The organism is Microbacterium sp. USHLN186 (assembly GCF_037145155.1).
Taxonomy (GTDB): Bacteria; Actinomycetota; Actinomycetes; order Actinomycetales; family Microbacteriaceae; genus Microbacterium.
Genome location: NZ_JBBCYA010000006.1, coordinates 107,025 through 121,719 on the forward strand (window position 1 = coordinate 107,025; position 14,695 = coordinate 121,719).

Sequence of the window (14,695 nt, forward strand, 5' to 3'; positions counted from 1 at the left end):
GCGTTCCGCATGAGAAACCCGGCGTGCACGTGTTTCTCATGCGGCAGGTGGTTTCTCAGCGGCGAGGGGCGGCGGCGAGGGGCGGGCGCGGGCGGGGTGGGCGCCGTCAGCGGTCGCGGTGATCCTCGGGGGCGAGGCGGGCGCCGCGCCGCGGCTCACGGGAGCCGGATGCCCAGATCAGCCGGATGATGCGTTGCCGGTGCCCGCTCCACGGGGCGAGCAGCTCCAGCATCCCGTCGTCGTCGGTGCGATGACCGGTGAGCGCGAAGCCGACCTCGTGTGCGAGGTGGTAGTCGCCCACGCTCACCGCATCAGGATCTCCGAGCGCGCGGATGCGTGTCTCGGCGGAGGTCCACACGCCCACGCCGTGCAGGCTGGTCAGCACGCGATCCCGGTCCGTCCCGTCGACGGCGGCGAGAGCCGCGCGCTCGACGCTTGCGCCGCGTCGCGCCGCGGTGACGATGGTGCGCGACTGCGGCGGCTCGACGGCAGCGCGGTGCCACTGCCACGACGGGATGCTGCGCCACACCTCGTGCGAGGGCGAGGCGAACATCGGCCGCGGGGTCGGGCCCGGCGCACGCTCGCCGAAGCGGCTGACGAGATACCGCCACGCGCCGAACGCCTGCACGCCGGTGACCTTCTGCTCGATGATCGCGCAGACGAGGGCGTCGAAGACACGGTCGGTGCGGGCCATCCGGATGCCCGGATGCCGGCGCGCCACCTCCTCGAGCCGCGGATGATCGATGACGAACCCGTCGTCATCGTCGTCGGCTCCGCACAGCCGCGGCACGGCGTCGAGCGCCGCCTCGGCCCCTGGTCCCCACGCAGCGGCGTGGATGCCGTCCGTGCCGCGCCGCAGACAGAGCGTCGCGAGACCGGCATCCGTGCGGAACGCCAACCAGATCCGGCCCGCCTCGATCACCACCGTCGGATCGCTCCCGCCGCGGCGCAGCATCCCGACCGTTCGGATCAGATCCACCGGGCGAGCGGGGCGGTAGACGGATTCGCGCGCCCCCACAGCGGCGTGCGCGGCGGCATCCGTCGTCAGGGTCATGCGAAAACCCTACGCGCCGCCCCTGACATCGCCTCTCGGACGCGTCCTCAGACCGCCGACACCCCCACCTGTCGCCGACACCCCCACCTGCATACGTCCGTACCCAGGGGTCTCGGCGGGAAGTGGGGGTCTCGGCGAAAGAGGGAGAGGGGAGGTCAGAAGCGGTCGGGCGAAGGAGTGCCGTGGCCGTAGCGGATCGACACGTCGGCGTGACGGTCGAAGCGGTACCCGACGCCGCGGACGGTGCGCACGATGTCCTCGTGGCGGCCGAGCTTGGCGCGCAGGCGGCGCACGTGCACGTCGATGGTGCGCTCGCCGGGGGCCTCCTCATCGGAGGACGCCTGCCACAGCGCCGAGACCAGCTCGCTGCGCTCGATCGTGCGGCCCTCGCGCAGCACGAGGTACTGCAGGAGCTCGAACTCCTTGTAGGTGAACGAGGCCGACTCCCCGTCGAGCAGCACGCGCTTGCGGGAGATGTCGACGACGACGCCGGACTCCTCGTCCTTCTCCTCCTCGACCGCAGCGTTGGCGCGGGCGATCGCGCCGGGCTCGTGCAGGGCGAGACGCACGACGTCGAGGTCGCGGCCGCCGGCCGACTGCGGAGCGAGGGCGACGGTGGCGTGCGTCTCGGCGTTCGGGGCCAGCTCGGCGAGGGTGCGGCGCAGGGCGTCGACGAGCACGGGCAGGCTCACCCCGGCGGATGCCGCCTTGATCTCGTCGATGCCGACGTACAGGGCGAAGCCGCGCGGCGAGCGTACGGAGGGAAGGTCGGCGGCGGCGTCAGCGGGAGAGACGACGCGGACGGGGGCGGTGACGGGACGCTCGAGGAGGGCGGTGTTCGACATGATGATGGATCCTTCACGGATGCTGAGCCGGAGGGGCTCTGGATGCGTTGCATGAATGACCGGGCGGAGCCGGTGGGAATGAGCGCGAGGGGTGGGCGCTCCGAGACTCGTCCCTCAGATGGCGGGAGAAATCAGCGAGTCAGACAGGGCGGTTGCGCCTTAGCAACACATTCGGCAACACATGCCAACGCGACCGGGCATCATCATCCCGGCAGTCCCGTTCGCCTCCTGGGCGGACAAAGGGCTTGCGTTGGTGGTCATGGGGGCGATTATTTCCCACGATGACCCCTCATGTCAAAACGTGACAATCCCGGGCGTGAAACACGGCGTAACGTTGTGGGGTGACCTCAACTGCCGACGACCTCGATTTCGTGTTCCTCGACGAGAAGGACGCCTCGCGCTACACCCTCACGCGCGGCGGCGTGCTGCTGAGCGTGCTCGACTACCGCGACGACGGGCACACGGTCGCGATGACACGGGCGTACACCGTGCCGGCCCATCGCGGTCAGGGCCATGCGGCGCGCGTGGTGGCGGGCGCCGTGGCCGACCTCGAGGCGCGCGGCGACCGTTCGGTGGACGCGGTGTGCTGGTACGTCGCGGACTGGTTCGACGCGCATCCCGACAAGAAGCATCTGCTGCGTCGACGCTGACCGTCAGCGCGGGCGCGCGCTCGTGTGGCCGGTCTGCTCGCGTGGGAGTGCGGAAGGCAGCGATCCGGCCCACCTGAGCAGCCGGGGTGGAGCGAGAGCGGCACGCCTCGGACGCGATGTCGGTGGTGCTCCGTAGCGTGTGAGCATGCGCATCCTGCACACCTCGGACTGGCACATCGGCCGCACCTTCCACGGGCACGCCACCCTGACGGCGCTGTCCGCGGTGCTCGACGCCCTGGTCGCGCAGGTGCGCGAGCACGCGGTCGACGTGGTCGTCATTTCGGGCGACGTGTTCGATTCCGCGACACCCGCGGCGACGGCCTACACCCTGCTCGACGACGCGCTCCTCGCACTGCACGACGCCGGCGCCACCGTCATCATGACCAGCGGCAACCACGATTCCGCCGCGCGGCTCGGTTTCCACTCCCGGCTGCTGCGCGACGGCATCCACGTGCTCACCGATCCTCGTGCGGTCGCGACCCCGGTCACCGTGCACGACGAGCACGGTCCGGTGCACTTCTTCGGCATCCCCTACCTCGAGCCGGCGATCGTGCGCCAGCACTGGCCCGACGCGGCCACCGCGCTGCGCACGCAGGCTCAGGTCACCGACCACGCCATGCAGCTGGTGCGCGCCGGACTCGCGCAGCACCCGGGGCGGTCGGTCGCGGTGGCGCACTGCTTCGCCGCCGGCGTCGACCCCACCGCCGGCCTCGAGCGCGAGGTGCGCCAGGGCGGACTCGACGTGGTGCCGCTCAGCTCGTTCGACGGCCCCGACTATGTCGCGCTCGGCCACATCCACGGGCGACAGCAGCTCAGCGACCGCGTGCGCTACTCGGGCGCTCCGCTGCACTACAGCTTCGGCGAGCAGCACAAGCAGCGCGGGTCGTGGCTGGTCGAGCTCGACGCCGCGGGCCTGGCCGAGGTGCAGTGGCTCGCGCTGCCCGTACCCAGGGCACTGGTCACTCTCACCGGCACGCTGGACGAGATCCTCGCCGAGCCCAACGTGTCGCGGCACGCCGACGACTGGGTGTGCGCGGTGTACACCGACGCGGTGCCCCAGCACGAGCCGATGCGCCGCCTGCGCGAGCGCTTCCCGTTCTGCGCGCTGGTGCAGCACCAGCCGGAGCGGACGGATGCCGACGAGAGCGAGTCGTACGCCGAGCGCCTGCGCACTGCAGTCACCGATGTGGAGCGCATTGAGGCGTTCCTCGTGCATGTGCGGGCCGGGCACGGCGCCGACGAGCGCGAGGCCGAGCTGATCGGCGACGTCCTCGACGATCGGGTGCGCGCGGAGGCGCTCGTCTGATGCAGCTGCACCGCCTCGAGGTCGAGGGCTTCGGACCGTTCCGGACGCGGCAGTCGGTGGACTTCGACGCGTTCACCACCGACGGCATCTTCCTCATCGGCGGCCGCACCGGCGCGGGCAAGTCGAGCATCCTCGACGCGGTCTGCTTCGGCCTCTACGGGGGTGTTCCGCGTTACGACGGCGGTGAGAAGCGGCTGAGAAGCGACCATTGCGAACCCGATGAGATCACCGAGGTGGTCGTCGAGTTCAGCACTGTCGCGGGGCGCTTCCGGGTCACCCGTTCGCCGGCGTACGAGCGCCCGGCCAAGCGCGGCGGCGGGATGACCACCCAGCAGCCGTCGGCACTGCTGGAAGAACTCGTCGACGGACAGTGGGTGGGACGCGCGGCGCGCGTCGTCGACGTCGCCACCGAACTGGCCGAGATCCTCCAGCTCAGTCAGGAGCAGTTCTTGCAGGTCATCCTGCTCGCCCAGAACCGATTCGCGGACTTCCTGCTCGCCGACAGCAAAGAGCGCCAGGCGCTGCTGCGTCGGCTGTTCGGCACCGAGCGCTTCGCCGACTATCAGGCCCGCTTCGATGAGCGCCGCCGCCAGGCCGAGCAGGCGCTGGGCGGACGGCGGGCCCTCGTCCACGCCCGCTTGGACGAGGCCGAGCGACTCGTCGCGGACGCGGAGCTCGGCGACAGTGCAGCATCCGCCGCGGCGTCCTCTGCGACGACGGATTCCGAGAGCGCAAGGAGCGTCCCGGCAGATCCGGCGCCCGCGGCCGACGGCCGGGATGCCGCGACCCTCACGACGGAGGACCGCATCGCCCGAATCGACCGTGCGGTGGCGCGGGCGGGGTACCGGGTCGAGCGCTGCGCAGCCGAACGGGGCGGGGCCGAGCACGCGCTGGCCGAGGCGGACACCGCACTGACCGTGCTCAGCGAGCAGCAGCGCGCACAGGCCGACCGCGACCGCGCCCGCACAGCGCTGGGGGCGCTTGACGCGCAGGCGGAGGAGATCGCGGATGCCGCCGCCCGGCGCGATCACGGCCGGGCAGCGGAGGCGCTGCGCAGCCAGCTCACCGCTGCCGCCCGTGCCGCGCAGGCGCTTGCGACTGCCGAACTGGACGAGCGCCGCACGCTGGACGCCGCCCGCGACGTCCTCGCGGGTTCTGTCGATGAGTTCTCGTCTGAGGAGGCGCTGCGCGCCTTCGCCGCAGCGCGTACCCGTGAGAGCGGCGCCTGGCAGCAGGCCGCGCAGCTCGAAGCCGACGCACCTGCACGTGAGCGGGAGCGTGCAGACGCGGTCGCGGCGATGGCGGCCGCATCCGCCCGTGTCGACGAACTCACCGGCGAGCAGGAGCAGCTGCCCGACCGCATCGCCGCGCTGATCGGCGAGCGTGACGCGTCGCGACGGGAAGGCGATCGTGTCGACGCAGCCGTCCACGCCGTCGATGCGACCCGTCAGCGCCTCGACGGCGCGCGCGAGGCGGAGCGCCTCGAGGCGGAGGTCGCCGCCGCAGCCCGCGCCGAGGTCGACGCCGGTGAGGAGCACACCCGTGCTCAGAACGCCCTGAGCACGCTGCGCCGGCGGCGCCTGGACGGCTATGCCGGCGAGCTGGCCACGGCGCTCGTCGACGGCGAGCCCTGCGCGGTGTGCGGTTCTGTGCGGCATCCTTCCCCCGCCGCGCACACCGATCCGGTCTCGGCCGACGACATCGCCGCGGCCGAGGCCATCCGCGACGCCGCCGCGGCCGCTGAACGCACCGTCTCGCGCACGCTCGCCGCGCATACGGCCGCGCATGCGGCGGCGACTGCACGCGCCGACGGGCGCAGCCGCGTGCAGGCGGAGGGCGAGCTGACGCAGGCGCTCGCCGTGCAGAAGGCGGCCGAAGCCGCCGCCGCGCGCACCATCCGGCTCGATGCCGAGGTCGCGCAGCTGCAGCAGACCGCCGCCGGACTCGTGGAGCAGCGCGCGGCGGCCATTGCGGCGCTCGCCGAGGCGCGCACCACCCTCTCGCTCATCGAGCAGCGCATCGCCGATGCCGACCAGACCATCCTCCGTGCGCGCGGCGATCACGAGAGCGTGGCATCCCGGCTCGAGAGCGCCGAGCAGCAGATCACGGTGGCCGTGCGCGCCGCCGACGCGATCGACGAGCGCCGTGAACGCGCGCGTGCCGCTGCGGAAGCCGATGCCGAGATGCGCTCCGCGATCGCGGCCTCTCCTTTCGCCGACGCATCGGAGGCCGAGCAGGCGATGCTCGCGGCCGCCGACATCGCCGCGCTCGATCAGCGGGTCACCGCGCACGCCGTCGCGCGGGAAAAGGAGCGTGCGCTGCTGCTGGATCTCGAGATGCGGATGCTGCCGGAGGAGCGCATCGATCTCGCACCGGCCACGGCGGCAGCACAGCGTGCGCGCCGGGACTGGGAGGACGCCGTCGACGCCGACAGCCGGGCTCGCGCCGTGCAGAAGAGTCTGGCGGCCACCCTCGAGGCGGCGGTCGATGTGCACGCGGCGTCGGCCGAGGACGCGGCGCAGTTCGAGGTGCTGCGCGGGCTCGCGGATGCGCTGGCCGGGCGAGCCGGCAACACCCGGAAGATGAACATCGAGACGTTCGTGCTCGCTGCCGAGCTGGAGGAGATCGTCGCGGCGGCCAATCAGCGGCTGGGAGCCATGTCCGATGGTCGCTACCAGCTGCGGCACTCGGACGCGCTGGCGGCGCGCGGAGCGGCATCCGGGCTCGGCATCGTCGTCTTCGACGCCTTCACCGGGCACACGCGCCCCGCGAAGTCACTGTCCGGCGGCGAGACATTCCTGTCGTCGCTCGCCCTTGCGCTGGGGCTGGCAGAGGTCGTCACCGCACGCGCCGGCGGCATCCGGCTCGACACTCTCTTCATCGACGAGGGATTCGGCTCGCTCGACGCGGACACGCTCGAGACGGCCATGCGCACTCTCGATGAACTGCGCCAGGGCGGACGCACCGTCGGCGTGATCAGTCACGTCGAGGCCATGCAGGAGCAGATCCCCGCCCAGCTCACCGTCCGCACGGTTGCGGACGGGCACAGCGTCATCGACGCACCGCGCGCACCGCAGCGCGCCGACTGAGGCGAACTCAGACCGCGTACTCCCGCTGCATGTGCTCCCACAGCCGCGTGCTGCACGCGGCGACCACCTCGTCCCACACCTGCGTCGCACCGTCCTGCGCACGATCGGACACCACCCGCAGCACGCGGATCGGCACACCGAAGCGCTGCGCCACCCAGACGAGCGAGAACGTCTCCATGTCGACCAGCACGCCGCCGAGAGCCCGGATGCGGGCGACGGCATCCGCGTCATCCACGAAGATGTCGCCGGTCGCGATCGTGACCCCGTCCCGCCCCGTCTCCACGCGGGAGGGCAGCGAGACGTGCTGGCCTACGACACCGTCCAGGTCCTGCACGTCGTGCTGGATCGCCGCGCTGATGTCGTATACGCCCGACTCCACCGCATCGTCGACAGCGCCGGCCGTGCCGACGACGACGATCTCCTCGTAGCGCCGCGCGTCCAGCGCCCGGGTCAAGCCGTACGCGGCCATGAGCTTGCCGGGACCGGTCACCAGGCGATCGAAGCCGGGAAGCTCGGCGGGGAAGGCCTGCAGTTCGGACGCCAGAGCCGCGACAAGAAGTTTCACCACCCCATCCTCGCAGGTAGGAGAGACTGGAACCCGACGGAGGAGGCGCCATGGGCATGCAGCAGCAGATCATCGAGGACCTCGGGGTGAAGCCGGAGATCGACCCCGCAGCGGAGATCGAGAGGAGGACCGCCTTCCTCGGCGACTACCTGCGCGCGACCGGGGCGAAGGGCTTCGTGCTCGGCATCTCGGGCGGGCAGGACTCGACCCTCGCGGGCCGGCTCGCGCAGCTCGCGGTCGAGCGCGTGCGCGAGAGCGGAGCAGAGGCCATGTTCCTCGCGGTACGGCTGCCGTACCGAGTGCAGATGGACGCCGCGGATGCCGAGGCGGCCATCGCCTTCGTGAACGCGGATCGCTCGGTCACCGTGAACATCCAGCACGGCGTCGACGGTCTCGAACGCGACCTCGAGGAGGGGCTGGGCGGCAGCATCAGCGACTTCAATCGCGGCAACCTCAAAGCGCGCCTGCGCATGGTGACGCAGTACGCGCTCGGCGGGCACGACGGACTGCTCGTGCTCGGCACCGACCATGCCGCCGAAGCGGTGACCGGCTTCTATACGAAGTTCGGCGACGGAGCCGCCGACCTCACGCCGCTGGCCGGACTGAACAAGCGGCAGGGCCGCGCGATCCTCGAGCAGCTCGGCGCACCCGAGCACCTGTACACGAAGGTGCCCACCGCCGACCTGCTCGACGGCGTGCCCGGCCGCCCCGACGAGGACGAGCTGGGGCTGACCTATGAGCAGATCGACGACTATCTCGAGGGTCGCGAGGTGGCGCCCGAGGTGGCTGCGCTCATCGAGCAGAAGTACCGGGCCTCACGGCACAAGCGGCATCTGCCGGTCACGCCGACCGACGATTGGTGGCGCTGAGCCCGCTCCCGTGACCCGCCTGCCGCGCGCCGGGGATGTCGGAGGCCGCGGATAGTGTCGAGGACAGCGACGAGAGGGAGAGCGTGCGGGTCATCACAGCAGAGAACAGGGTCGTCTGGAGCGCCAGCGACCTGAAGCTCGCCGCGGAGTGCGAGTTCGCCTGGGCACGCGCCCTCGACGCCAAGCTCGGGCGCGTGCCGGCCGTGGAAGAGCCCGAGGACGCCACCCTCGAGCGCGCCGCGCGGCTGGGGGACCGGCACGAGGAGAAGGTGCTCGCGCAGTATCTCGACGACCTGGGCGAGTCCGTGCACGGCGGGCCGGGAGTCGTGGTGCTGCCGAAGGTCTCGTCCGCGGATGCCGATGAGCTCGCGGCCACCGTCGCCGCGACCGAGGAGGCGCTGCGCTCTGAGGCGACGCTGGTGTTCCAGGCTGCCTTCTCCACCGCGGAGTTCGTCGGATTCGCGGACTTCCTCGCCCGCGACGGAGCGCTGCCAGGCGGGAGCAGCGGACGCTGGCGCGTGCAGGACTCGAAACTCGCGCGCACCGCGCGTGCGACCGCGCTCATGCAGCTCGCCGCATACGTCGACCAGCTCGACCGGCTGGGCATCCCCCGGTCCGACGAGGTCGACCTGCTGCTCGGCGACGGCAGCACCAGCACGCACCGCGTCGCCGACATCCTGCCGCTGTTCCACGTGCGTCGCGCCCGACTGCGCGCGCTCATCGCCGATCGCCGCATCGACGACCCCGCTGCCGAGCCGTTGGCGTGGGGCGACGATCGCGGTGAGCTGCAGATCGGCGCATGCGGGCGTTGCGCGACCTGCGAGGAGCAGGTGCTCGCGCATCGCGACCTGCTGATGGTGGCGCGCATGCGGCCCGTGCAGCGGCAACGGCTGCGGGCGGCAGGCATCCACACCGTCGACGACCTCGCCGACGCCACCGATGCTCCGGACGGCATGAACCCCGACACCTTCCTCGCCCTGCGCGCGCAGGCGCGGCTGCAGCTGGCAGCGGCCTCCGAGGCGGGCGAGGTGCCGCCGTACGAGCTCGTCTCCGCGGCCGCGATCGGGCTGATGCCGCGTCCCAGCAGGGGGGATCTGTTCTTCGACTTCGAGGGCGATCCGCTGTACACCGAGCCGGTTCGCCGCGGGGAGACCCCGATGTGGGGGATCGACTACCTGTTCGGCTGGACCGACGACGATGAGCAGTACACGGCGCTGTGGGCGCACAGCTTCGCCGACGAGAAGCAGGCGCTGCGCGACTTCCTCGATTTCGTGGCGCTACGCAGGCAGTCGCATCCCGACATGCACATCTATCACTACGCGCCCTACGAGACCTCCCACCTCGCCGCGATGGCCGCGCGGCACGGCGTGGGCGAGGCCGAGGTCGATCGGCTGCTGCGCGACGGCGTGTTCGTCGACCTGTACCCGATCGTGCTGCGCGCGGTGCGCATCGGCTCGCGGTCGTACTCCATCAAGAAGCTCGAGCCGCTGTACATGGGCGCCGAGGTGCGCACCAGCGATGTGCAGAAGGGCGATGACTCGATCGTGCAGTACGTGCACGCGCGTCAGCTGCTCGCGGCGGGGGAGGATGCCGAGGCGCAGCGGATCTTCGCCGACCTGGCCGACTACAACCGCTACGACTGCGTGTCGACGCGTCGACTGCGCGAGTGGCTGATCGGCCTGGCCCGGAGCGCAGGCGTCGTGCCGGCTCCGCCGGACGACCCCGAGACACGTGCCTACGAGCCCGAGCCGCTGTCGCTCGCGCTGCAGGCCGAGGCACTGCGCGCGGACGACGATGCGGCGGCGTCGTACCGGGTCGCCGCGGCGGCCATCGACTACCATCCCCGCGAGGCGAAGAGCTTCTGGCAGGGGCACTTCCAGCGGTTGCGCGAGCCGCTCTCGATCTGGGAGAGCACCCGCGATGTGCTGCGGGTGGATGCGTCGGTCAGTGCGGTCGCAGAGGACTGGGCGATCGATGAGGGGCGTCGCGCGCAGACCCGGATGCTGCGCCTGCGGGGCGAAGTCGCGCCGGGCAGCACTCTGGGCGTCGGCGGACGGCCGTTCGCGCTCTACGGCGTGCCCACGCCGTTCGATGCGCCCGCCCCCTCGCGCGTGATCCACGTGCCGCACGAGGTGGAGATCGTCGAGGTCCTCGACGACGGCTACCTCGTGCGCGAGCGCACGGTGCAGGGGCAGATGTGGGACGAGCTGCCCCTCGCGCTCACCCCTGCCGCACCGCCGCACGTCGCGTCGCAGCAGGGCGCGATCGAGGAGTGGGCCTCCTCGCTGCATCAGGCAGCGCCCGACTTTCCGCGTGATGCGGCGACGGACATCCTCCGCCGCACCCCGCCGCGCACCTTCTCCGGGGCGGGGCTACCGGCCGCGCACGCCACCGGCGCAGACGTCGTCGGCGCGATCGTGCGCGCCGTGCTCGATCTCGATCACAGCTATCTGGCCGTGCAGGGCCCGCCGGGCACCGGGAAGACCTACACCGGCTCGCATGTGATCGCCCGCCTCGTGCGCGACCACGGTCTGCGCATCGGCGTGGTCGCGCAGTCGCACGCCATCGTCGAGAACCTTCTCGAGCGTGTGGTCGCCGATGGCGTGCCCGCCGCCCAGGTCGCGAAGGCGCCGAAGGATCCGGATGCCGCAGCGCCCGCCTACACCGTGATCCGCAAGGACGGCATGGCGGCCTTCCTCGCCGAGCACGCCCACCACGGCGCCGTGGTGGGCGGGACCGCCTGGGACTTCAGCAACACCCGTCGCGTGGAGAGGAAGGGGCTGGACCTGCTGGTGATCGACGAGGCCGGGCAGTTCTCACTCGCCTCGACCATCGCCGTCGCCGCGGGCGCGAAGCGGCTGCTGCTGCTCGGCGATCCGCAGCAGCTGCCGCAGGTCAGTCAGGGAACGCACCCCGAGCCGGTCAACACCTCGGCGCTGGGCTGGGTGATGGACGGCGCTGCGGTGATCGATCCCGCGCACGGATACTTCCTCGCGGACTCCTGGCGCATGCACCCGGCGGTCGCCGCGCCGGTGTCGAGTCTGTCCTACGCGGACCGCCTCGCCTCGGCGCCGGGAGCGGAGCGTCGGGTGGTCGACGGCGTCGAGCCGGGGCTGCACGTCATCAGCATCCGGCATCGCGGCAACGCGACGCAGTCCACCGAGGAGGCAGCCGAGGTGGTGCGGATCGTACGCGACTTGATTGGCCGCTCCTACATCGACGGCATGTGCGATGACCCGCCGCGGCCACTGCAGCAGGACGACATCATCGTCGTCGCACCGTACAACGCGCAGAAGCAGCTCATCCACGACGAGCTCTCGGCGGCGGGCTTCGACGGTGTCGCGGTGGGCACCGTCGACAACTTCCAGGGCCGCGAAGCCGTCGTCTCGATCACCTCGCTCGCCGCGTCCAGCGGACGCGACGCGCCCCGAGGACCGGAATTCCTGCTGCTGCAGAATCGTCTGAACGTCGCCATCTCTCGGGCGAAGAGCATCGCCTACCTGATCCACTCCCCGGCGCTGCTCGACGATCTGCCGTGGACCGCGGAGGGCGTCGCGCGGCTCAGCGCGTTCGCGCATCTCGTCGGCGCCGACCGCGACTGAAGCCGCGATCGCCGCTCAGCTGGAGACGTCGTTCTCGATGTCCTCGGCCAGATCGTCGATCGCCTCCGGACGAAGCTGCACGCCGGCCTCCTCGAAGCGCTCCTCGAGCACGTTCGTCACGTCGTCGTCCACCTGCCCGTGCCGGATGTCGTCCCGCACCTCTTCGACGACCTGCTCGACCGCCTCGGTGTCATCGTCGGCGGCCGGGTAGTCAGTCATCGCGTCGGCATCCGTCGTCTCGTCGGCACCGGTCGTCTCACGGGGATCGCTGTCGCTGCTCATGTCGCGATCATCGTCATCGCGGCCGCGAAACCCCAGCCCCTTGACGCCGCCGCGCTTGCGCATCACGCAAAGCGCAGCAGCGCCGACTCACACGGTGCCGTACAGGCGGTCGCCGGCGTCGCCGAGGCCGGGCACGATGTAGCCCTTCTCGTTCAGCCGCTCATCCAGCGCACCGAGCACGAGAGTCACATCGGCGTCGCCGACGATCTTCTCGATCGCCGCGACGCCCTCGGGCGTTCCCAGCAGGCAGATCGCGGTGACGTCCTTCGCCCCGCGATCGAAGAGGAACTGGATCGCCGCCGCGAGCGAGCCGCCGGTGGCGAGCATCGGGTCGATGGCGAAGCACTGGCGGTCGCTGAGGTCGTCGGGCAGGCGTTCCGCGTACGTGGTCGGCTCGAATGTCTCGTCATCGCGCACCATGCCGAGGAAGCCGACCTCGGCGGTGGGGATGAGCTTGACGAGCCCCTCCAGCATCCCGAGTCCGGCGCGCAGGATCGGCACGACGATCGGACGCGGCTCGGCGATCTTCACGCCGGTCGTGGTCGTGACCGGCGTCTTCACCTCGATCGGCGTCACCCGCACGTTGCGCGTGGCCTCGTAGGCGAGCAGCGTCACGAGTTCCTCGGTGAGCTGGCGGAACACCGGCGAGGAGGTGTTCTCATCCCGCAGCACCGTGAGCTTGTGAGTGATGAGCGGGTGATCGGCCACATGAACGCGCATGGGAACAGATTACTTCGCCGTCGCCTCCGCGTCAGAACGAGAGGTGCGTCGTGCACGGGCGGCACGGTTCGTCTTCGTGGCCTGCGTCGCGGCAAGGATCGAGCCGACCAGCGCCGGGATCGTGGTGAGCATGATGATGACAGCGGGTGCGTTGTCCATGTCAGTCACGCTACGCAGGCGGCGGGTCCGCGGCATCCGTCCCGCGGGGGAGATGTCCGTCCACCGGGCGGGGGAGCGCCCAGTAGGCTCGGTCGACGGGAGGGGCCATGACCGCCGCAGACGAGAATGCCATGCGTCGCGCGCTGCTGCTCGCCGCCGGCGCGGGCGAGGCGGGCGACGTGCCGGTCGGGGCAGTGGTGACGGATGCCGTCGGCCGCGTCGTCGGCGAGGGCGCGAACCTGCGCGAGCAGACGCACGATCCGACCGCACACGCGGAGGTCGTCGCGCTGCGCGCCGCGGCCCGAGCGCACGGCGGCTGGAACCTCGAGGGCCATACGCTCGTGGTCACCCTCGAGCCGTGCGTGATGTGCGCCGGCGCCATCCTGCAGGCGCGGGTGGGCCGGGTGGTCTTCGGCGCCTGGGACGACAAGGCCGGCGCGGCTGGATCGATGTACGACCTGCTGCGCGACCGGCGCCTGCCGTACCGGGCCGAGGTGATCGGCGGGGTGCAGGCGGATGCGGCATCCGCGCTGCTGCAGTCGTTCTTCGAGGCCCGACGCTGACGCCGGGGTCGTCTGTCAGTCCGAGGACTTGAAGACGAACGCGTCCGTCGGCGGCTCGGGGTCCAGCGCGGGACGGTAGATGTCGGGCTCGAGGTAGATGACGCGCGCCGCGGGAACGGCTGCCCGGATCCGCCGTTCGATCTCGTCGATGTCGGCCGCCGCCTCGCGCACGGACTTGTCGGCCTTCAGCGCGATCTTCGCGGCGACCATCAGCTCGTCCGGGCCGAGGTAGAGCGACTTCATGTGGATGAGCTTCTCGACGTCGGGCCCGCCCGAGATGGCGTCGACGATGAGGTCGTGGTCGGCGCGGCTGGCGCCCTCGCCGATGAGCAGGCTCTTCGTCTCGATCGCCAGCACGATCGCGATGAGGATCAGCAGCACGCCGATCATCAGTGTGCCCAGCGCGTCGAACAGCGGGTCGCCGGTGATCAGGGTCAGGCCCACGCCGAGCAGCGCGAAGGCGAGGCCGACGAGGGCGCCGGTGTCCTCGAGCAGCACGATCGGCAGCTCCGGTGCCTTCGCGCGGCGGATGAACGAGAACCAGGACTGACCCTTCTCGCGCACCCGGTTGCTCTCTCGCACTGCGGTGCGCAGCGAGAACGACTCCAGCGTGATGGCGATCACAAGCACCGCGAGTGGCAGCCACCACCAGGTGCGATCGATGTCGTGCGGATCGACCAGCTTCTCGATGCCCTCGTAGACGGCGAACAGGCCACCCAGCGAGAACAGGATGATCGATACCACGAACGCCGAGACGTAGCGCTCGCGACCGTATCCGAACGGGTGCGCGCGGTCGGCCTCCTTGGTGGCCTTGCGGTTGCCCAGCATCAGCAGCAGCTGGTTGCCCGAGTCGGCGACGGAGTGGATCGCCTCGGCCAGCATCGATGCCGAGCCCGAAAGTGCCCACGCCAGGAACTTGGCCAGGGCGATGCCCATGTTCGCCAGGAAAGCCGCGATGATCGCCTTGCTGCCGCCGGATGCGCTCATGGCC

General features: G+C 71.2%; 13 protein-coding genes. 6 read left to right on the forward strand and 7 right to left on the reverse strand.

Features of this window, described 5'->3' with window-relative positions:
• Positions 1-106: 106 nt before the first annotated feature.
• Entirely contained in the window at positions 107-1,054 is a 948-nt protein-coding gene (locus tag WFG93_RS12310; RefSeq protein WP_336646625.1) for a DNA-3-methyladenine glycosylase family protein, read from the reverse strand.
• 155 nt (positions 1,055-1,209) lie between these two features.
• Positions 1,210-1,899, reverse strand: coding sequence for a winged helix-turn-helix domain-containing protein (locus WFG93_RS12315; RefSeq protein WP_336646626.1), 690 nt, complete (start codon positions 1,897-1,899; stop codon positions 1,210-1,212).
• Between the two features lie 341 nt (positions 1,900-2,240).
• Here WFG93_RS12315 and WFG93_RS12320 point away from each other — a divergent pair, with 341 nt between their 5' ends.
• From WFG93_RS12320 to WFG93_RS12330, 3 genes are all read left to right on the forward strand, one after another.
• Positions 2,241-2,549, forward strand: a complete 309-nt coding sequence (locus WFG93_RS12320; protein ID WP_336646627.1) for a GNAT family N-acetyltransferase — start codon at positions 2,241-2,243, stop codon at positions 2,547-2,549.
• Positions 2,550-2,694: 145 nt separating this feature from the next.
• Positions 2,695-3,855, forward strand: a complete 1,161-nt coding sequence (locus tag WFG93_RS12325) for an exonuclease SbcCD subunit D (RefSeq protein WP_336646628.1) — start codon at positions 2,695-2,697, stop codon at positions 3,853-3,855.
• A complete protein-coding gene (locus WFG93_RS12330; protein WP_336646629.1) occupies positions 3,855-6,944 on the forward strand; it encodes an SMC family ATPase in 3,090 nt (1,029 codons plus the stop codon). The genes WFG93_RS12325 and WFG93_RS12330 overlap by 1 nt, the downstream gene beginning before the upstream one ends.
• Before the next feature lie 7 nt (positions 6,945-6,951).
• Here the strand turns inward: WFG93_RS12330 and WFG93_RS12335 are convergent, their stop codons facing one another.
• Positions 6,952-7,509, reverse strand: a complete 558-nt coding sequence (locus WFG93_RS12335) for a phosphorylase family protein (protein WP_336646630.1) — start codon at positions 7,507-7,509, stop codon at positions 6,952-6,954.
• Positions 7,510-7,559: 50 nt separating this feature from the next.
• Between WFG93_RS12335 and nadE the strand changes: the two genes are divergently transcribed.
• Both nadE and WFG93_RS12345 read left to right on the forward strand, forming a co-directional pair.
• Positions 7,560-8,378 carry an ammonia-dependent NAD(+) synthetase gene (gene nadE, locus WFG93_RS12340; protein ID WP_336646631.1) on the forward strand — a complete coding sequence of 273 codons (819 nt, stop codon included), beginning with the start codon at positions 7,560-7,562 and terminating at the stop codon, positions 8,376-8,378.
• Between the two features lie 83 nt (positions 8,379-8,461).
• Positions 8,462-11,980 (forward strand): TM0106 family RecB-like putative nuclease, encoded by a 3,519-nt coding sequence (locus tag WFG93_RS12345; protein ID WP_336646632.1) that lies wholly within the window; start codon positions 8,462-8,464, stop codon positions 11,978-11,980.
• 15 nt (positions 11,981-11,995) lie between these two features.
• Here WFG93_RS12345 and WFG93_RS12350 read toward each other — a convergent pair whose 3' ends face one another.
• From WFG93_RS12350 to WFG93_RS12360, 3 genes are all read right to left on the reverse strand, one after another.
• Positions 11,996-12,262, reverse strand: coding sequence for a hypothetical protein (locus WFG93_RS12350; RefSeq protein ID WP_336646633.1), 267 nt, complete (start codon positions 12,260-12,262; stop codon positions 11,996-11,998).
• Between the two features lie 87 nt (positions 12,263-12,349).
• On the reverse strand, positions 12,350-12,982 hold the full coding sequence (gene upp, locus WFG93_RS12355) for a uracil phosphoribosyltransferase (RefSeq protein ID WP_336646634.1): 633 nt from the start codon (positions 12,980-12,982) through the stop codon (positions 12,350-12,352).
• A gap of 9 nt (positions 12,983-12,991) precedes the next feature.
• Entirely contained in the window at positions 12,992-13,141 is a 150-nt protein-coding gene (locus WFG93_RS12360; RefSeq protein WP_336646635.1) for a hypothetical protein, read from the reverse strand.
• Positions 13,142-13,248: 107 nt separating this feature from the next.
• Here WFG93_RS12360 and tadA point away from each other — a divergent pair, with 107 nt between their 5' ends.
• Positions 13,249-13,704: a tRNA adenosine(34) deaminase TadA gene (tadA, locus tag WFG93_RS12365; protein ID WP_336646636.1), complete on the forward strand. Its 456-nt coding sequence runs from the start codon at positions 13,249-13,251 to the stop codon at positions 13,702-13,704.
• Between the two features lie 15 nt (positions 13,705-13,719).
• On the opposite strand, the gene WFG93_RS12370 is transcribed toward tadA, so the two are convergent.
• Positions 13,720-14,691: a cation diffusion facilitator family transporter gene (locus tag WFG93_RS12370; protein ID WP_336646637.1), complete on the reverse strand. Its 972-nt coding sequence runs from the start codon at positions 14,689-14,691 to the stop codon at positions 13,720-13,722.
• Between the last annotated feature and the right edge of the window lie 4 nt (positions 14,692-14,695).